The 19,293-nt window shown below is 44.6% G+C and carries 12 protein-coding genes; 7 read left to right on the top strand and 5 right to left on the bottom strand.

The window, feature by feature from the left end:
* Positions 1-4: 4 nt before the first annotated feature.
* From HXT60_RS00355 to HXT60_RS00345, 3 genes are all read right to left on the bottom strand, one after another.
* On the bottom strand, positions 5-838 hold the full coding sequence (locus tag HXT60_RS00355; RefSeq protein ID WP_116437964.1) for a carbohydrate ABC transporter permease: 834 nt from the start codon (positions 836-838) through the stop codon (positions 5-7).
* Complete coding sequence (locus tag HXT60_RS00350) at positions 835-1,770, bottom strand: carbohydrate ABC transporter permease (protein ID WP_004113799.1); 936 nt, start codon at positions 1,768-1,770, stop codon at positions 835-837. Before HXT60_RS00350 ends, HXT60_RS00355 begins: the two co-directional genes overlap by 4 nt.
* 70 nt (positions 1,771-1,840) lie before the next feature.
* Complete coding sequence (locus HXT60_RS00345) at positions 1,841-3,229, bottom strand: extracellular solute-binding protein (RefSeq protein ID WP_004118145.1); 1,389 nt, start codon at positions 3,227-3,229, stop codon at positions 1,841-1,843.
* Between the two features lie 258 nt (positions 3,230-3,487).
* Here HXT60_RS00345 and HXT60_RS00340 point away from each other — a divergent pair, with 258 nt between their 5' ends.
* On the top strand, positions 3,488-4,504 hold the full coding sequence (locus tag HXT60_RS00340; protein ID WP_004124119.1) for a LacI family DNA-binding transcriptional regulator: 1,017 nt from the start codon (positions 3,488-3,490) through the stop codon (positions 4,502-4,504).
* On the opposite strand, the gene HXT60_RS00335 is transcribed toward HXT60_RS00340, so the two are convergent.
* Positions 4,488-5,261, bottom strand: a complete 774-nt coding sequence (locus HXT60_RS00335; RefSeq protein WP_103013381.1) for a TraX family protein — start codon at positions 5,259-5,261, stop codon at positions 4,488-4,490. The two genes, HXT60_RS00340 and HXT60_RS00335, sit on opposite strands and share 17 nt — an antisense overlap.
* Positions 5,262-5,597: 336 nt before the next feature.
* The gene (locus HXT60_RS00330) at positions 5,598-7,307 is read right to left on the bottom strand and encodes an alpha-amylase family glycosyl hydrolase (RefSeq protein ID WP_421791116.1); all 1,710 of its coding nucleotides are present in this window, start codon (positions 7,305-7,307) and stop codon (positions 5,598-5,600) included.
* A 423-nt stretch (positions 7,308-7,730) separates the two neighbouring features.
* Here HXT60_RS00330 and HXT60_RS00325 point away from each other — a divergent pair, with 423 nt between their 5' ends.
* From HXT60_RS00325 to malQ, 6 genes are all read left to right on the top strand, one after another.
* The gene (locus HXT60_RS00325; protein ID WP_014554834.1) at positions 7,731-8,960 is read left to right on the top strand and encodes an extracellular solute-binding protein; all 1,230 of its coding nucleotides are present in this window, start codon (positions 7,731-7,733) and stop codon (positions 8,958-8,960) included.
* Positions 8,961-9,120: 160 nt separating this feature from the next.
* Complete coding sequence (locus tag HXT60_RS00320; protein WP_004118135.1) at positions 9,121-10,524, top strand: carbohydrate ABC transporter permease; 1,404 nt, start codon at positions 9,121-9,123, stop codon at positions 10,522-10,524.
* The gene (locus HXT60_RS00315; protein ID WP_004113786.1) at positions 10,521-11,441 is read left to right on the top strand and encodes a sugar ABC transporter permease; all 921 of its coding nucleotides are present in this window, start codon (positions 10,521-10,523) and stop codon (positions 11,439-11,441) included. Before HXT60_RS00320 ends, HXT60_RS00315 begins: the two co-directional genes overlap by 4 nt.
* A gap of 105 nt (positions 11,442-11,546) precedes the next feature.
* Entirely contained in the window at positions 11,547-13,538 is a 1,992-nt protein-coding gene (pulA, locus tag HXT60_RS00310) for a type I pullulanase (RefSeq protein ID WP_248911693.1), read from the top strand.
* A 440-nt stretch (positions 13,539-13,978) separates the two neighbouring features.
* On the top strand, positions 13,979-16,783 hold the full coding sequence (locus HXT60_RS00305) for a hypothetical protein (protein WP_421791113.1): 2,805 nt from the start codon (positions 13,979-13,981) through the stop codon (positions 16,781-16,783).
* Between the two features lie 244 nt (positions 16,784-17,027).
* On the top strand, positions 17,028-19,280 hold the full coding sequence (malQ, locus tag HXT60_RS00300; RefSeq protein ID WP_020759820.1) for a 4-alpha-glucanotransferase: 2,253 nt from the start codon (positions 17,028-17,030) through the stop codon (positions 19,278-19,280).
* Positions 19,281-19,293 lie beyond the last annotated feature (13 nt).

Below are 19,293 nucleotides of genomic sequence, written 5' to 3'. Positions count from 1 at the left end.
TTTTCTACTTACCGCTGCCGGTTGAAATTCCAGCAATAAACTGCTTCTGGAACACCAAGTACACTACTACTACAGGAATAATAGCAAGCGATGCCGCAGCAAACAAACCGCCGTAGTCAGTTCCAAATCTTCCGCTAAACGTCTTCAATCCAACTGCAAGAAGCTGCTTTTTCTCGTCTGTAATCATAAGGAATGGCCACAAATAGTCTTCCCAATTCCACAAGAACGTAAATATCGCGAGCGCAGCAATAGTATTGTGGCTCATTGGCAGAATTATTCTGTGGAATATTCTAGAATCCGAAGCTCCATCTAGTTTTGCTGCTTCAATCAATTCGTCGGATATTCCGCTTATTGATTGTCGGAATAAGAAGATTCCAAATGCGCTTATTAAGCCTGGAACTATAAGCGCGCGATACGTGTCTTGCCAACCAAAGCTAGTCATCATGTCGTATTGAGGAATAATTGTTACTGCCCACGGTACCATCATCGTGCTTATTACTATTCCAAAAAGCAAATTTCTGCCACGGAACCTCATTTTTGCAAACACATATCCAAGAACGGCACTCGTGTAAATGGCTATTACCGTTTTAACTACCGATATAAACAATGAGTTAAAGAATAGCCTCAAAAAGTCGAATTTCTCTTGAATCCCAACGTAATTCCCAAATGTGCTTGGCTTTGGGAACAGCCCACCATCTATGCGCACAATGTCGCTGTTTGGAGCAAAGGAAGATACAAACATCCAAATAAATGGCACGATTGTTAAGCAAGACAATAAGAATAGGAATATTGTTAGAAACCATCCAATAATGCTCTTTTTAAGATTTTGTTTTTTCATACTAACTCACTATCCTTAGACGCTTTAAACATTATGAATGTTAGGATTCCAGTGATTATAAACAGAATGACGCTCATTGCAGATGCAATTCCAAAGTTATACTTTTGGAACGCTTGATCAAAAATTAGGTAGCTGATTGTGTACGTTGATGTTCCTGGGCCGCCATTGGTCATAACAAGAATCTGAACATACGCTTGAATATAGCCAATCATAGATGTGATTACTATAAAAAGTGTTGTTGGCTTTAGCAATGGAACTGTTATTCTAAAGAATTTTTGCACGCTATTAGCGCCGTCTATTTCTGCCGCTTCGTAAACATCTTTTGGCAGATTCATTAATCCAGCCAAATATAATACCGTTGCGTAGCCAAAGTCTTTCCAAATTGTCATTATTATGATTGCTGGCATAGCCCAAGTCGAACTGTGCAACCAATTTATGTTTAAGCCTGTAACCCTATCGATCATGCCAAACTGCGGGTCAAACATCCACATCCACACAAAGCTCACTGCCACCAACGGCGTAATTGTTGGCATGTAGAAAAGACCTCGCAGAGTATCTTTGCACTTAACAAGCTTGGAGCTTAACAACATTGCAAAACCAATGCCAAGAATAACGCGGAATACAACAGATACAAACGTAAAGATTGCGGTGTTTGCAATGGACTTCCAGAATAACTTATCTACTAAAATCTGCTTAAAATTATCCAGCCCAACCCAATTGTATGTTCCAACAAGCGGATTCCATTCATGGAAGCTGCCTGCAAAAGCCTTATATATTGGATAGGCAAGAAAAATCACAAAATAAACAATCAGAAACACTACTGCTATATTCCGAAAGGAGAAGGTTCGAGAAAGAGCAGTGCTTATTTTTGACATACCACCATTATGTTTTCTCATTTTGCTCAAATGAGAATCCTGATTTACTTGTTTCATGATTTTCCTTGCCTTACCTACTGAGCACAGTGATTACGATTTACAACTAGTTAACTAGTCTGCTTTGTTTTTACTTGTGCTCTTTGAAGAACTCATACTTACTTTCTGCAGACGTAAACTTAGAATTCTTCATATCTTTAACCATTGTTGCTTGAGCCTCTTTGATTGCATCATCAATAGACTCACCATTTTGCATAACGTTCTGGAAAGCAGCCTTGCTACTTGTTTCCACGGTAGAAGGCGTGATCCCTGGCCAGATTAGGCGATCTGCACGCGGCTGAATCGCAGCCATTACTGGAGCCTTTAGAATCTCAGGATCGTTTTGCAAAGACTTCTTTGCTGGGAACGAGTTCAAATGCTTTACTGCCGAGCGAATAAACGCATCGTTAGCGAGAATGAACTTAATAAAGTCTTGAGCAACCTCTTGCTGATCTTTTGACTGGTGAGCGTTAATTCCTGGAGTGGATTCTCCATTGTAGCGATCGTACGCAAATGGCTTTTCTTTTGTGAATGTTGGAGTTGGGAAGACTCCATATTCAATATTTGGGTACTTTTCTTTTAGCACACCTTCGAGCCATCCCCAGGCATAAACCATTCCAGATTGGCCGTTTCCAAAGCTTTGCGTGTAATCCGTGCCAAAGTCGGTAGAAATGACCTTGTCTTTGTCGTACAAATTCTTCAAGAACTTCATGTTTTCACGCGTGACTTTGTTGTCAAAATTAGGCTTCTTGCCACTTTCATCAAAAGCAAGTTCACCACGCTGATAGTTCAATCCTTGATTGATTGCAGCATAAGCATCGCCGTTCACGTTAAATCCAGCCTGTTCCATCTTGGAACCGTTCCACTTAGTGAGTTTCTTCGCCACTTCGCGCAACTCATCCCAAGTAGCAGGAATATCTGCCTCAGTTAAGCCAGCTTCCTTCCAAAGCTTCTTGTTGTAGTAGATGTTTCCCGTATTGATTACGGAATCAATGTACTTTACATTACCTTTAGCATCTTCATGCGCACTAGCCGTTGCGTAATCCGATTCCATAGCAGCCTTGTCAATCTTGTAATCGGCAGCGTATGGGCGAATAAGCTCATCTTTGGAGTTGTGAATATTGAACAAAGCTGGGCCCTTTGTTCCCTTTAGAGCAAGTGGAAGCTTTGTCCAGTAATCATCCCAAGCAACGTTCTTAGTCTTAAACTTTACATTTGGATAAATCTTTTGATAATCCTTAATCATGTCGTAAATTGGATCAGTGGACGCGTCTCCCCAGCTCCAATACTCAAGCTGGATTGGCTTTCCTTGATTTACTAAATGATTTGGGTCATACTTTAAAGCTTGACCCATAACAGCTAGGCCTTTGTCTTTCTTTGTATCTGTTACTCCTGCTGCACCATTATTCCCACATGCGGCAAGCGTAGAAATCATGCCCAAAACTGCTATACAGGATATGCATATTTTTCTAATCTTCATTGTTACTCCACTTCCTCGTGAAATTGATGGGTAATTTTATAATATTGCTTTAAGTTTGACTCGGTCAAACATTAAAAATGTAAATGTAAAGGTTTTCATTTTGAATCCTTAATACTAAGCTAGTTTTGCACGAATAAATACTTTTTAGGCGGCGTGTCTAAAAATGTAAACCTTTTCATTTATGATAACTAGAAGCAGGGTGATTAAAAGAGATGCAGTTAAAAACTCTGCAGCTAAAACACTTAAAAGAGGTGCGACTTGTCAAAAACTAGTATTTGCGATGTAGCAACACTGGCAGGAGTATCGATTGCAACCGTCTCCAGAACATTCGCACATCCAGAAAAAGTCTCCGCATCTACACGCGCCAAAGTCATGCGCGCAGCCGAACAAATGGATTTCACTGTTTCTAGAACCGCCGGGGAGCTTAAAACAGGCAAATCATATCGCATAACGCTACTAATCGGAAGCAGTAAAATCGAATGGTTTAGCTCAGCAATTATAGAAGGATTAAATAGCGTACTGAACAAAAATGGCTACGACCTTGTAATACACCTTTTAGAGGGAGTTGAACAAAGAAAAAACTTCTTTAAAGAGCTGCCCTTACGCGCAAACACAGACGCAATAATCGTATCGTCATTTGACATAAGCAGCAATGAGGCTGAACAATTACAACGCATAAACGTACCAATTGTCGGAATAAACTGCACAGCTTCTAAAGTGCTTTCTGCCTCAATCGGAATCGACGATGCTCTGGGCATAAAACTTGCGATTCAACACTTAGCGACATTAGGGCATAAGCGTCTTTTATACGTGTATGAGCATTTTTGTTCATCTTTCCGCTTTAGCTCGTCAAGAAGAATCACAAGCTTTGAAAACGTGTGCAACAATATTGATGGAATGCAAGGGAAAGTACTGCCAATAGACATAAAAGATGACCCTATAGATGCCACTCTTTCTGAGCTTTTTACACAAGAAAATCCCCCTACTGCAATATGCTTCCACCAGGATTCAACAGCAATGCCGTTCTTGTTTAGATTACAAAAATTAGGAATTCGCGTGCCTGAAGATTTATCGATTATAGGATTCGACAATGGCACTTATGCAAAAGAGGCTGGACTAACCACAATCCGCCAAAATCCTAAAACAATGGCAGAACAAGCTGGGAACATTGCGATATCTCTTATAGAAGGTAAAGCTGTAGCGCGAAGACATCTTACAGCTCCAGTGCAACTTATTATAAGAAATTCTACGGCTGCGCCTAAAGCAAAATCGTGAATGCGCTTGCAATTACAAGCATAAGCGGGTACCACGCATACATAAGCCAGCTGAATTGCTTAGTTTGCTTAGGTCCATCGCCATACGGGCTGCGATAGTGCAGCACAGCCACGCCAACGCCTGGCGCCAAAAGAGACATTGCTCCGAAAGCGCCAGCAATCAGTTCCATGCGAATCTCGTGGTTTTCTAGGAATCTAAAAATCAAAATAAATCCTAAAAGTAAAGCTCCGCCCCAAAAAATATTCTGCCTAAAGCCGACTTTTCCGAAAAGATTCCACAATATTCCTGCAATCAGAATCACTGCGATTGACGCCACTTTTTGCGCACCCTTAAAACGCGCGCGAACCATGTCAATTCCCGAAAGCACAAACAGTGCGATAACAAGACCAAACACTGGGTTTTGCGAGCGCATATCGAAAGCGCAGCCAAAGGTTGTAAAGTCGTACGGAACCTCGCAAATAAGCGCAAGCACAAGAAGGCGGAGCGTGTAAAGGTTGAGATTATGCGTGTTTTGATATCCGCGAACGAGTAGCCACGCGTACCACGGCAGAGCCGACCAGCTTATAACTTCGCAAACTACGGCAGCTGTGAGGCTCCACATGTTGGAGTTGGAAAGGCCGCCAAAAAGGTGCGGAATCACGGTTGTTCCGAACGCACTGAGCATCATCATTACAGCGCCGAGCAGCTTGAACTTTTTGAGCGTAATACCCATTTTTATGTTCTTGTCTGCGCGAATCTTTGGTTTTAGCGCGTCCATAATTCACCTCTTGCTAGCACTTGTTGCGTTAAGTGCGTATAAGCTTTTGCCGTCATTGCAACGTTATTGACAACAGCGTTGACATCAGCGTTGACAACGTCATTGCATAATCATTGCAATTGTATCAAACCCTAACTTAAATCTCTGCATTATCTATGTAGTGCACGGTTTCCCGCGTTTGTAGCTCTAATCGGCGTGTTGAGCTACAAAGTGCGGAAAAACCGTTCGCGCGTTACAGCGCGCTCACGTCTTCGCTTGCGTTGAAAGCACACCGTGCTTTCAACCTTAAGCAAGCTCAGCGCTCCGAATTGCATTCGCGCGCTACCCTTTAAGCGCTCATGCAAGTCGGAACGCAGCGAAGGACTGCGCGCCAAGTTTCAGCGCGGAAGAGTCGCAAGTAACCGCTCCAACCGAAAGCCGCGGCTGCAAAATCGCCTCTGGCGTAAGCCCTGCAAGCGCGCTAAGCACAATCGTCTCCTCGTTTAACCCAGGATTCATAACCACAATGCATCTATCTGTAGAGGATTCGCCATCCGACACATTCGACTCAGCCGCGCATCGCTCGTACGCAAAACTGCGACCATCCACAGGCGCATGCAACACTCGCCAAGTGGCATCCGCGTGCAGCGCCGCGCACTCGTGACGCAAAGCAATCAGCGCGCGCACCCAGTTAAGCAGCGAATCGCCATCCTGCTCCTGACCCAAAACCGTTGGAATCTCGCCACTTTGCACGGCCTGCTTGCGCGAGTTTGCGCAAGTCCTTCCATCCGCGCGCGCCTCAACAGGCAAGTACAACTTCGACTTTGCAGCCGTGGAGAATCCAAAATTCTTCGAATCATCCCACTGCATTGGCGTACGCGTGCCCGTGCGCGCATAACCGCCCTCTTTTGTAGGAATATCGCGATATTTCATGCCGATTTCGTCGCCGTAATACACAAACGGCACGCCTGGCATTGTAAGAATCATGCCAAACGCAATCCGCCTTTCGCGATCGCTTAATCGCGGAGCCAGGCGCGGAGTATCATGATTGCACGTTATAAAGCTAAAATAACCCTCGTTGCAAGTGGCCTCATACTGTGGGCAATAATCGTCTAAAAATGGGCAAATACTGCCGCCACCGCGCGCATTAAAGTAGCTGTGGTCGCGCTCAGGATTGCTGTCTAGCGCATTATCCACATCGCGAGCCAAGCGCGCGTAACCGTTCGGATTCCCATCCCAGCGCCAATTCAAATAGAAGTCCATGTCAAATCCAGCAGCCAGCGCCTGACGCGGCCTGCCCCACTCCGAAACGAAAGCAGCCTGCGGATACTCGGCCTTTACAGCACCCAGCATCTCTTGCCATGCGCGAATCGTGTTGTCTTTGCCAAGGCTTCCCTCGCCATTGTTGTCGTCGTTTTTTACAAGCGAATCCGCCATGTCTACGCGGAATCCGTCCGCACCGAGCGCAAGCCAGAATCGCATAACATCAACCATCGCGGCACGCGTTTGCGCAGCCTCATTAGAATCTGGCGCGGATTGCCACGCGCGATCCCTATGCGCAAAGCCGTAATTTAGCGCTGGCTGGCATTTAAAGAAGTTCAGAATATACGTGGCATCTCGCTCGCTTTCGCCGCCAATAAACGGCATGGAATAGCCGCTAAACGCGCTGTCGGTCCATATATATCGCTTGCTAAACTCGTTTTCTTGCGCGCGCGAGCTTTGCTTAAACCACTCGTGCTCTTCGCTTGTGTGCCCTGGAACAAGGTCTAGCAAAATGTGCATTCCGCGATTGTGTGCTTCGCTAAAAAGACGTTGCAAATCCTCATTCGTGCCGTAGCGCGCTGCCACTTTTTTGTAGTCGCGCACATCGTAACCCGCGTCTTTAAATGGCGAATCGTAGCAAGGATTTAGCCAGATCGCATTGCATCCAAGCGATTTTACGTAGTCGAGTTTTTCGATTATGCCTGGAATATCGCCGATTCCGTCGCCGTTTGAATCGTAGAAGCTTTGTGGATAGATTTCGTAGAACACGGCGTCGCGCAGCCATTGTGCATGTTCGTTTTGCATATTTCCCTCGTTTTGTTGGTTTTGTTGGCGTGACCTGCCTAATTTTATTTTACTATTCACTTTTTGTTGTTGATTTTGCCATTTTGAGCAACAAAATCAGGAAAACTTTACGCTTTGACTGAGCTCGAAATCATCGATTCGCGTGCAACCAATCAATAATAAAATTCCGTTAAATTTACTGAGTTATAGAATAAAATACGATTTTCTAAAGCTAAAAAGTCACTTTACAAACAATTTTTCTAATCACTTGCGACATGATTTGCTAACACTTTTATATCCGTGTATACTACACATTGCTTATATACGGATTTCAATAAAAATGTGACGCTGCTCAACGCAGCAAAATGCGATGTTGCGTCGCATGGAATCTGTTACTATGCCACCAAAGAACATGCCAAGCTGGCATGATATAGGAGGTCAAGGATGACGAATATGAAGAAAGTGCTGGGCGCAGGCCTCGCAATCGCTACAATGTTTGGATTTGCTGCATGCGGTTCTAGCACCAACGCTGGCTCCAGCAACAAGGCAAACCCAGTAAAGCTCACCGTGTGGTCTTCTTCCGAAGATCAGAAGGCTGGCGGCTGGATTCAGGCTATGGAGAAAGCCTTCAAGAAGGATCACCCAGAGGTTACTTTTAAGAACGCTGTTGTTGCTCCACCAGATGCTGCTAAGACCGTTAAGCAGGACGCTAAGGCTGCTGCCGACGTTTACCTGTTCCCTAACGATCAGCTCGGCGACTTGGTAAAAGCAAATGCAATTGGCGAGTTGAGCGACGACGCTGCCAAGCAGGTTAAGGAAGACAACGATGATACCATCATCCAGTCTGTAACCGCTCAGGATGGCAAGCTTTATGGCGTTCCATACATGGGCAACACTTGGTTCATGTACTACGATAAGTCCAAGTTCTCCGACGAAGACGTTAAGTCCCTCGATAAGATGCTCGAAAAGGGCAAGGTTGCTTTCGATATCAGCAACGCTTGGTACCTTCCAGGCTTCTACCTCGATGGCAACATGACCCTCTTCGGCGAGAAGAGCAACGATGGCAAGGCTGGCATCAAGATTGGTGACAAGGCTGCCGAAATCACCAAGTATGTTGCAAAGCTCATTCAGAACAAGAACTTCGTAATGGATGGCGATGGCGCTGGCTTAGCTGGCATTAAGAACCACACTGTTGACGCTTACTTCTCTGGCTCTTGGGATGCTGGCGACGTAAAGAAGGCTTTGGGCGACAACTACGCTGCTGCTCAGCTTCCAAAGTTCAAGTCTGAAGATGGCGAACATCAGATGAAGTCCTTCGCTGGTTCTAAGGCTGTTGCTTACAACCCTAACTCCAAGGCTCCAGAGATGGCCGCTAAGTTCGCTGCATTCCTCGGTTCTAAGGAATCCCAGGAGCAGATGTACAAGCTTCACGGCGATATCCCAGTTGCTAAGTCTTTGGCTGATCTCGTTAAGGACAACCCAGCCGCTGTGGCTCAGATGAACACCATTGCTAAGACTTCTGTCTTGCAGCCAACCGTTCCAGAAATGGGTGCCTTCTGGGATCCAATGAAGACCTTCGGTACTGCATTGGCAAATAAGGAAGTCAATGATGGTAACGCTGCTGCAAAGATTGCAGACTTCCAGAAGGGCTTCGAGGAAGCTCTCAAGAAGTAAGTATTAACTTACGACTGTTTTCTAAATATTAAATTCTTTTAAAAGAAAATAATATTTAGAGAACACACGGCAAGGACGCCCCGCTCCCCTAAGGATTTTAAAATCGGGGCGGGGCGTCTTTTGCTTGTAAAAAGCCCCACAATTTTACGAAAGGCATGTCATGACTGGCACGACATCCACCAAGCGAGGGAAGCGTAAGAAGGCACCTGCTGCCGATGAATACATTGCCCCTTCGCAATACTCATTACAGGAGGCTGCAAAGCACGCAGACGTACTGTCTTGGGTTTCGATAATTATCTTCGGTTTTGGTAACTTCGTTCGCAAACAGTACGTGAAAGGTCTCGTATTCATTCTATGCGAGGCTGGAGTTCTTGCCTTCTTGGCCACAACTGGCGCTGAATATCTACCAAAATTCGGTACTCTTGGTACTAAGAAGCAGGGTAGAGTAAAGATTAACGGCTTCTGGCACTATGTGGCTGGAGATAATTCTGTTGAAATTTTGCTGTATGGCGTTATGAGCATTGCAGCAATTGTTGTTTTAATTTATTTAGCTACTTTGTCTTTGCGTAGCGCATACAAAGCTCAGGCTTTTGCAGCACGCGGAGAAAAGCCTATTACTTTTGTTAAAGATGTTGAGTCTTTGCTCGACCGCCATGCGCACGTTGGTTTTATGACTCTTCCAACCGCTGGAATTGTTTTGTTCACGGTTTTGCCATTGGTGTTCATGATTTCGATGGCATTCACAAACTATGATCGTGACCACACATTGCTGTTCCATTGGGTTGGTTTAAACAACTTCTTTAAGATTCTTGGAAATACAACTGGAACCATTAATGCTGGAATCTTCTTTGATGTTTTGATTTGGACCCTTGTTTGGGCTTTCTTCGCTACATTCTTGAACTTCTTCTTCGGCATGTTTATGGCAATGATTATTAACAGACGCACCACTCGTCTTAAGAGCTTGTGGCGTATCTGCTTCTCTTTGACCATTGCTGTCCCACAGTTTGTGTCCTTGCTTGTTATGCACAGCATGTTGCAAAGAGATGGCGCTATTAACCGTCTTCTTATATCTTCTGGCTGGATTCATTCTCCACTACCGTTCTTCCAGGATGCTACTTGGGCAAGGGTTACGGTTATTCTCATCAACCTTTGGGTTGGTATTCCTTACACCATCATGCAGATCACTGGTATTTTGCAGAACGTTCCAGCTGAACTTTACGAAGCCGCAGAGCTTGACGGTGCAAGCTGGTGGCAGCGTTTCATGAACGTCACTATGCCATACATCTTCTTTGTTATGACTCCATACCTGATCACCACCTTCACTGGAAACGTTAATAACTTCAACGTTATTTACCTGTTGTCTGGCGGCGAGCCAACACCAATTGGTTCTTCTGCAGGTAAGACTGATTTGCTCATCACCTGGCTGTACAAGCTTACGGTTGATAAAGATAACTACAGCATGGGCGCGGTAATCGGCATTATGACATTCATTGTGCTTGCGATTGTTGCTTTGATAACATACCGCAACTCTGGCTCCTACAAGAATGAGGAGGGATTCCGGTGAGTAATAAGAAGGATCTTATGCAAGGCGAACAGACTGTGCATAGTGTACGTAGTGTCCCGTTCTGGCGCGATCAGCGTATCCGCCGCATATTCGGAGACATTGTAGCTCATCTGTTCCTGATCGTTATGGCTGTGATTTGGCTTGCGCCAATCGTTTGGGTGTTCTTGGAAAGCTTTAACCAGAACACTGCACCATATCAGACAACGTTCTTCCCAACTAAGTACACGTTTAATAATTACATTCAGCTGTTTACTGAGCGAGAAGTTCTTGACTTCCCACGAATGTTCTTAAACACCTTGATTGTGTCTATTTTCGTGTGCATTATCTCTCTGTTCTTCGTGCTTGTAGTAGCGTTCTGCATGTCTCGTTTGCGTTTCCGCGGTCGTAAGACATTTATGAACATTGCTTTGATTCTTGGTATGTTCCCAGGCATCATGGCAGTTATTGCTATCTACTTCATTTTGAAGGCTTTTGGCTTGACGAATGGTTCTGTTGTTCTTATTTCCCTTATAATCGTTTACTCTGCTGGTAGCGGCATGGGCTTCTACGTTATGAAGGGCTATATGGACACGATTCCAAAGTCTTTGGATGAAGCCGCTTATTTGGACGGATGCACAACTTGGCAAGTGTTCTGGAAGATTATTCTTCCAATATGCAAGCCTATGATTGTGTTCCAGGCTATTGTTAGCTTCTTGGGTCCATGGCTTGACTTCGTTTTGGTTAAGACTATTGCCCGTACTCAAGATAATTACACTGTGGCTTTGGGCTTGTACCAGATGTTGCAGAGAGAATACATCAATCACTGGTTCGCACGATTCTCCGCTGGAGCTGTGTGCGTTTCCATTCCGATTGCAATCCTGTTTATTGTTATGCAGCGATTCTATGAAGAGTCGATGTCTGGCTCTGTTAAGGGATAGTAACCTCTACATCAATTGTGGGGTTTAATTGAAAATGGGGGTCGAGCGTTTTAAAGCGTTTCGGCCTTCATTTTCTTCTGAATAATTAAAAGAAGGATATATTACATGACGTTCACGTCTTCAACACAATGGCCAGTGTACTCGGGTCAGCTTGGATGCTCGCTTAATGAAAAATCAACAACATTCACAGTTTGGGCGCCAACCGCATCATGCGTGACGCTAAGACTTTTTGAAACAGGAAACAACAGCGAACCTTTCAAAACACGTAATTTAAAGCCATTGCGCGACGGCGCATGGAGAACTTCAATATTGCAAAGGCTAGATGGCGTTTATTACGATTTTCTGGTGACTTTTGCTGATGGAAAAGTGAATCGTACAAGTGACCCTTGGGGTGTTGCTAGTGGCGTAAATGGCGAGCGCAGCATGGTTGTAAGTGAGGAACGCGTTAGCCCAGCTGACTGGCACAAAGATAAGTCGCCAGAGTTTGTACGCCATGCGACGGTTGTTTGGGAAATGCATGTTGAAGACTTTAGCAGCAATCCTAATGGCGGATTTAAGCCAGAACATAGTGGTCAGTATCTTGCTTTTACAGATTCGCATACGACTTTAGATTCAGATAACAACTTCCCTACTGGAATCGACTATCTTAAAAAACTTGGCGTAACTCACGTTCAACTAATGCCAATCTACGATTTTGCGACTGTGGATGAGGTTGCGATTTCGTCTGCTCGCAAAAACGGTGAGAGCGTGGATTCGCTTTACAATTGGGGCTACGATCCACATGCGTACAATGTGCCGGAGGGTGCTTACTCTAGCAATCCATACGACGGTACGGCAAGAATACGCGAGTGCAAGGCGATGATTGGCGCTTTGCACAAGAATGGAATGCGCGTAGTTATGGATGTTGTTTATAACCACATGTTTGAGGCTGCGTCGAATGTGTTTGAAAGTGTCGCCCCAGGCTATTTCTGCAGACGTAAGTCTGATGGGTCTTTTGCAAACGGTTCTGGTTGCGGTAACGAAATGGCTTCCGATCACCCAATGTTTAGGCGTTTTATGATTGAGTCTATTTTGCATTGGGCGCGCTGCTACCATGTGGATGGTTTTAGATTTGACCTTATGGGATTAACGGACGCGGAAACGTTGAACATGATTCGCGCAGAATTAGATAAGCTTGATGGCGGCAAAGATATTCTTATGTATGGCGAGCCGTGGGGCGCGGATGCTGCAGCTGTACCTGATGATTGCCCTATGGGAGATAAAGATGGGCGAGGATTCCTTGATTCTAGAATCGGCTGGTTTAGTGATGAGTCTCGTGACACGCTTAAGGGCAATGTTATGGATCATCATGACCGCGGATATGTAAATGGCAATGAGTTTTGGACGGCGGATCCTGTGCGAAACGCGTTTAATGGCTGGCGTGGTATGCCTTGTGCTGGTAAAAGTGTTGGTCAAATTGTGCAGTATGTTTCTGCTCACGACGATTTGACTTTGTGGGATAAGCTGTGTATTTCTATGCGCGATAATGCGTCTAGCTGCGATTTTGACGCAAGTGATCCAAACAGCGTTGCAGACATTTTTAGCGCTAATATTCTCAGTGCTGGATTGATTTTGTGTTCTGCTGGTATGCCGTTTATGCTTGGCGGCGAGGAGTTTGGTCGCACTAAGCATGGTTGCGATAATTCTTATAATCGCGGCGTTCTTATGAACCAGCTTGATTGGTCTAGAGCTGAGCGATTCCAACCGCTTGTAGAATGGTATAGTGCGCTTATAAAACTTCGCGCTAAGAATGCTGACTTTTATGATGCTCAGCGCACTCACCTTACTGCGTCTGATAATACTGTTCTTGCGGAGCAGATTGGAAGCGACTTGATTGTGTGTGTGAACCCTATGAATGATGCGTCTGCAACAATTGATTTGCCTGCTAAATCTGCAAGCCTGTGGCGCTGCGTGTTGGATTCGACTGAGTATTTTGCTAAGTGGACGGGGCACGACTCTGGCAGCTGCGTTTCTATGCTGTGCGATGATAATGGCTCTCAGCGTGCGGTTCATGTGCCGCCGCGTACATTCGTTGTGTTGAGTCGCAAGCGCGCTTGATTGCTTGAGTTCTTGAGCGCGCTCGGCTCGCAATTTATCCCGATTTTGTTCTCTTATTCCTGTGATTTGGGAACAAAGTCGGGATTATTTTTTGGCTTATGATTGAATATTAATATTTTGGGGAATAACCCAATATTTTCGAATACTGAGTCGGATACTAATATTTCAAGGCGAATCCTTGTAATTTCCTTAATTGTTCCTTATAACTTGCCAAAGTGAGCGAATTATTCCTGTGATTCTGTTAGAATAACTTTTATACTTTATACCCCTATTGTGTATATGCAAAGTGGAGAAATATGCAGAGTAGAGAAGAGTAGAAAGTCTAGAAACAAGACAGAGACGCAAAACGTAATAAACAGTCAGCGCTTTGATCTTACAACTTGATAATTAAACAAATACCCCCACCCCCAAACCTAAATGATTTGAAGAATGAGGTAAATATGAACGCTAAGATTGCAGCCGCTATCTCTTTGGGAGCAAGCTCTTTGGCTCTTATTGGAAGCATAAGCATTGCAAACGCTGCCAACGCAGCCGACGCGACTACAACAGATACATCCAATCATCCAGCAGCACAGGTTAAGACAATATCCGACACTGGTTTTAATGCTGTTAGCAATGTTGTGTCTTACGGTCCAGAAGATTTTAAACCACAAACCGTTAACTCGCCTGTTACTGGCGACGCTGGAAAGCCTGAATCCGAACAAAAATCTGGCGACGACTCACTAAATGAGGGTCAGCAGAAAGCTAAGGCACAAGCAGATGAACAAATTAAAGAACTTGCCAATAAAACATCTGAAGCAAACACAGCTTCTGGTGAAACAAATAATGATGCTAACGCAGTAGAGCAAGAAATAGAAAACGCTAAAACTCAGGCAGAAGCTGCAAATAAAAAAGTTACTGAAACTATAGAAAATAAGAAAAATGCTGAAGAAGGCATTAAAAAAGCTGAAAAAGATATAGAAGAAGCGAAACAGAAGAAGTCTATTGCCGAAAAAGAGATTGAATCTAAGGCTAAAGCTGTAGAAGACGCCAAAAGAATTAAGGCAGAGGCTGATGCTGCTAAGCAAAATGCTGAACAAGTAAACAAAATAAATTCAGAGAAAAAAGACAAACAAGATGAAGTCGTTAAAGACGAGAAAGAAGATTTCGATGAGACTTCAAAGGCTCTAGAACAAGAGCAGTCTAAAAAGTCTGAACTTGAATCTGCCTTAAAGGAAGCAAAACAAAACTCTGAATCCGCTAAGGCAGAAGCTGACAAGCTTGAAAAAGAAGCACAGCAAAAGGAAGCAGCTGGGAATGAAGCTGACTCTAAAATTAACAAGCTCAATCCACAACTTGAACAATTACAAAAAGATTTAAATACAGCAGAAGAAGAAAACAAAAACAATTCTGAAAAAATTAATACTCTAAAGAAGAATTTTGAAGAGAAAAATCGTAATGCTGAGGAAGCAAAGAAGACTGCTGCCCAAAAACAAAAAGAATATGAAAGCAAGCAATCAGAAATAAATAATTATGAGGCAGAGATTCGCAAACTCGAATCTAATGGAAAACTCGGCAGTACTGACAATGCAGAAAAAATAAATAATTTATCCGAAAAGAAAAATCAAGCACAAGATGAAGCAGATACTCTAAAGAAGACTGCAGAACAAGAACAGCAACGCGCAGAACAACTTACAGAAGAAGCCAAAAAGCTTCAGAAAGAACTTGCTGAAGCTGACAAGTCTGCAAAAATTAGCGAATTATCTTCTGCAATTAAAGAATTAACCTCAGAGAAAAATTCTTTGACAAAAGTTTCTGATGACGCAAAAGATGCTCGAAAAGCTGCTAACGAAAAGAATGCTGAGGCTGAAAAATTAGCTAAAGAAGTTTCAGATAAAGAATCCGAAATAGCTGAGTATAAGAAGACTATAGAAGAGTTAGAAGGTTCTAAGCAAGAAGCAGAAGAATCATTAAACACTGCTAAGTCTAAGCTAGAAGAGCTTACTGATGCTGCTCAAAAATCTGCTAGTAAGTTGCAGGAAGAAATAGGCAAAGCACAAGAAGCAGAGAAAAGAGTTCTAGACGAAACTGCTAATCTTGAAAACGCTAGAATAAACAAAGATAATGCTGAAGAAAATATTAAAACAGCAAAAGCAGATTCTGAACGACTATCAAATCAGCTAAAAGAATTTGAAACTAAGTTTGAAGAAGCAAAGAAGGCTGTTGCAGAAGCTAAAGACAGGCTAAATAAAGCTAAAGCACAAGCGCAAGAAGTTATATCTAAAGTAAATAAAACAAACGAAAAAATAGCTAATATAAAGAAACAAGCTGAAGAAATTAAGGAAAAGATTAACGAGACAATCAAAGATCTTCCACCTAGTGTAAAAAACAGCTACACTGCAAAATTTGCCGCATCAAATTCTACGTTTGATCTAGTTGAGAAAAGCTTAAGCAGTCGAATTCAAAGAATGAACTCTAGCATATTAAAGATTGACTCATCTAATCAGATGCTATCTGGTGCTGAGAAAGCTTTGAAGCCACAGGCGCAAAAGCCAGCTCCTGCTCCAGCTCCAAGCACTCCGCAAGAGGCTCCACAGGTGCAGCCACAAGCTCCGCTTAATCCACCAGCACCTCCAGCGGCTTCAAACCCACAGGTGCTGGAACCGGCTCCTTCTGCGCCACCAAGCGCAAAACAGCCAGCTCCAGCTCCAAGCACTCCACAGAATGCGCCACAGAACAATGCTGCACCAAGTGCGCCACAGGCTTCGGCTCCTTCTGTATCACAGTCTGCACCACAGGCTGCCCCTAAGCACAGTGCTGTTCCAGCGAACCAAACGGAGTCCACGCATACCGCAAAAGCTGCAGAATCACTCGTAGAAAACGCTACTGCTAAGTCGCCAGCAACCGCAGAGACTCCTGCACGCACGCCTCGTGCTGCAGCATCTGCTGCTCCTACAGCAAGCTCCGCAAACACAACAAAGAGCGAAGAGTCCAAGAACACATCTAACGATTCCGCAAAAGATGAAAATCAGAAGGAATCCGAAGAGTCCAAGAACGAAGAGTCCAAGAACGAAGAGTCCAAGAACGAAGACTCAAAGAGCGAAGACAATAGCAGCGATAAGAGCGCTCAGGCATCTGGCGCAAACAACGGTGAGCACGCCGCTGGCAACAGCACAACGCTAATCGCAGCTGTTGCTGGCAGCATAACTGCTGGAATCGCAGCAATCGGCGCAGGATGGCACTTTATGCGAATCCGTCGCAAGTAAGTAGCAGCAAATATGCGCAAATAACAAATAACAAAAACCGCAGTTGGTATTTAACCTTCTGCGGTTTTTGTTAAGTGCCACGAAAATCGCCAATATTGCAAACGATATCAATACTTAATATAATGGTTAGCTAGAGCGTGCCTCAATCCAGTGAGGTGTTGAGAAATCGCACTCTTCGACATCGTTTGCAAACCAACATCGATGCGATGAGATTACATGTGCCACTGATTAACAAAGGAGCATCATGAGCACAACAGACAACGCCAAAACAAAGGCTGCCACGCCTGTGCCCGTAGAAGAAAGCACAGAACGACTCAATCGTCCACTAATTCAGTTAGCAAAAGCCTGCGGAGTTGCAACTTTCTACATCGACCAACTAGGCGACTATACGGAAATTACCGATGAAGCTCTTGTTGGCGTGCTAGATGCACTAGGTTGGCAAGCAGATACAGAGGAAAATATTGCAAACTCACTAAAACGAGTGCAAGAAAAGCGAGATAGCGAACTTCTGCCACCAACAGTTGTATGCTTTAATGGCACAAAAACAATAGTGCCTGTGCACACTGGCGGCAGTGCAATCGACCCAAGCAAAATCCACGTAACACTGACTTTAGAAGACGGGACAGAATACGAGGATACGCCTGATAAGCCGCTTAATAACTTTAAGACAAGCAAAGAGGGCGACTTATTGCTGGAACTTCCAGAAGATTTGCCAATGGGTTACCACACTCTGAAAGCAACTGTAGATGACGAATGCGCCTTGCATGCTCAGGTTACACTGATTTCTGCTCCAGCAAGAATCCCTCTTCCGCAAAGCGTTCAGGAACGCCATCGCTGGGGCTACATGACTCAGCTCTACTCCGTGCGATCAAATGAATCTTGGGGAGTTGGCGATTATGGCGACTTGCGTAGGCTGCTTAAAGACGCGGGTAGCATTGGCAAAGCCGACTTCATGCTTATAAACCCAATTCACGCCTGCGCACCAGTGGCGCCTTTAGAGCCTTCGCCTTATTTGCCTGAGTCGCGCAGATTCTTAAACGTAACTTATATTCGCCCACAGGATATTCCAGAATACACGCAATTAAGCGATAGCCAGAGAGAACAAGTGGAAGCTCTGCACGAGTCGGTTGAAGCGCAAAACAACGATCCAAATCCTATGGATATTAACGCTGCTTGGAGCGCAAAGCTACCAGCACTAAAGATGATTTTTGAGCAGCCTAGAAGCGAAGAGCGTGAGCAGGATTTCGCAGACTTTAAGGCGCGTTCTGGAGAAGACTTAGACGCTTTTGCGACTTGGTGCGTAGCCTTCGAGGTTTGGGGCGCTCCTTGGGGAGATAACCTTTGGTTTGATACCACTGGCAAGGGCACTCCTCAGATTGACGCGCTTAAGCGCGAGCACGCTGATTTGTTGGAGTTCCACCGCTGGCTGCAGTGGATTGCAGACGAGCAGGTTGCAGCTGCCCATGCCGAAGCTAAAGCCGCTGGAATGGCGATTGGTCTTATGCAAGACATGGCTGTTGGTGTTCACGGTTATGGCGCAGATGTGTGGTGGAGCCCAGAGCGATTTGCTAACGGCGTTAGCGTTGGTGCACCTCCAGACTTCTACAACCAGCAAGGTCAGGATTGGGGTCAGCCTCCATTTGACCCTAATTATCTAGACGAAACTGGTTACATTGCATACCGAGACATGGTTCACAACGTGTTCTTGCATGCTGGCGCGGTTCGAATTGACCACGTGCTCGGGCTTTTCCGCTTATGGTGGATTCCGCAAGGTCAAGGAGCTAAAAACGGTGCTTACGTGTACTACAACGTGGACGCTATGCTTGCTGTTCTTAGCATTGAGGCAACTCGCGCAGGCGGATTGGTGATTGGCGAAGATTTGGGCACTGTTCCAGCATATGTTTCTAAGGTTCTTGCCTCGCATGGAATTCTTGGAACTGTTGTTGAATGGTTCACTCACAACGACGATGCAGAAAAAGCCGCTAAGAAGGCTGGTAAAAAGCAGATTATATTTGCAAACCCTTCTACATACCGCGAATACGCTTTGGCATCTGTTACAACTCACGACATGCCACCTACAGCTGGATACCTTGCTTTTGAGCATGTTAAGCTTCGCGAGGAGCTTCACTTGCTTACCGATTCTGTAGAAAGCTTCCAGAAGGCTGCTAGCGCCGAGCGAGACGCCATGATGAAGATGCTTTTGGAAGGCGGATGGATTAGCAAGGATGCTGCCGAACATGTAGAAGACCATGTGCAAGAGATTGTGGAGGCTATGCATGCGATTATGCGCACTTCCCCATCTTTGCTTTTGCAAGTGGCGCTTGTTGACGCAGTTGGAGAAAAGCGTTCGCAGAATCAGCCTGGAACCAGTACAGAATATCCAAATTGGCGTATTCCTCTTGCTGATAAAGATGGCAATGTTGTTCATACCGACGAAGTGTTTAAGTCACCTAGAGTGCTTTCTATGGCAGCTGTTATGAACGGCAAAAATAATTAGAATTTAAGCCAAA

Source organism: Gardnerella sp. KA01002 (assembly GCF_049244015.1).
In the GTDB taxonomy this organism is placed as follows: Bacteria; Actinomycetota; Actinomycetes; order Actinomycetales; family Bifidobacteriaceae; genus Bifidobacterium; species Bifidobacterium vaginale.
The sequence above is the reverse complement of the archived record's forward strand: the minus strand, read 5'-3'. Positions and strand labels throughout refer to the sequence as shown.

What these genes read in the sequence shown, in the direction of transcription:
- HXT60_RS00305 (WP_421791113.1), top strand. Translation starts at nt 13,979, where the DNA reads ATGAACGCTAAGATTGCAGCCGCTATCTCTTTGGGAGCAAGCTCTTTG.
- malQ (WP_020759820.1), top strand. Translation starts at nt 17,028, where the DNA reads ATGAGCACAACAGACAACGCCAAAACAAAGGCTGCCACGCCTGTGCCC.
- pulA (WP_248911693.1), top strand. Translation starts at nt 11,547, where the DNA reads ATGACGTTCACGTCTTCAACACAATGGCCAGTGTACTCGGGTCAGCTT.
- HXT60_RS00325 (WP_014554834.1), top strand. Translation starts at nt 7,731, where the DNA reads ATGACGAATATGAAGAAAGTGCTGGGCGCAGGCCTCGCAATCGCTACA.
- HXT60_RS00320 (WP_004118135.1), top strand. Translation starts at nt 9,121, where the DNA reads ATGACTGGCACGACATCCACCAAGCGAGGGAAGCGTAAGAAGGCACCT.
- HXT60_RS00330 (WP_421791116.1), bottom strand. Translation starts at nt 7,307, where the DNA reads ATGCAAAACGAACATGCACAATGGCTGCGCGACGCCGTGTTCTACGAA.
- HXT60_RS00335 (WP_103013381.1), bottom strand. Translation starts at nt 5,261, where the DNA reads ATGGACGCGCTAAAACCAAAGATTCGCGCAGACAAGAACATAAAAATG.
- HXT60_RS00350 (WP_004113799.1), bottom strand. Translation starts at nt 1,770, where the DNA reads ATGAAACAAGTAAATCAGGATTCTCATTTGAGCAAAATGAGAAAACAT.
- HXT60_RS00345 (WP_004118145.1), bottom strand. Translation starts at nt 3,229, where the DNA reads ATGAAGATTAGAAAAATATGCATATCCTGTATAGCAGTTTTGGGCATG.
- HXT60_RS00355 (WP_116437964.1), bottom strand. Translation starts at nt 838, where the DNA reads ATGAAAAAACAAAATCTTAAAAAGAGCATTATTGGATGGTTTCTAACA.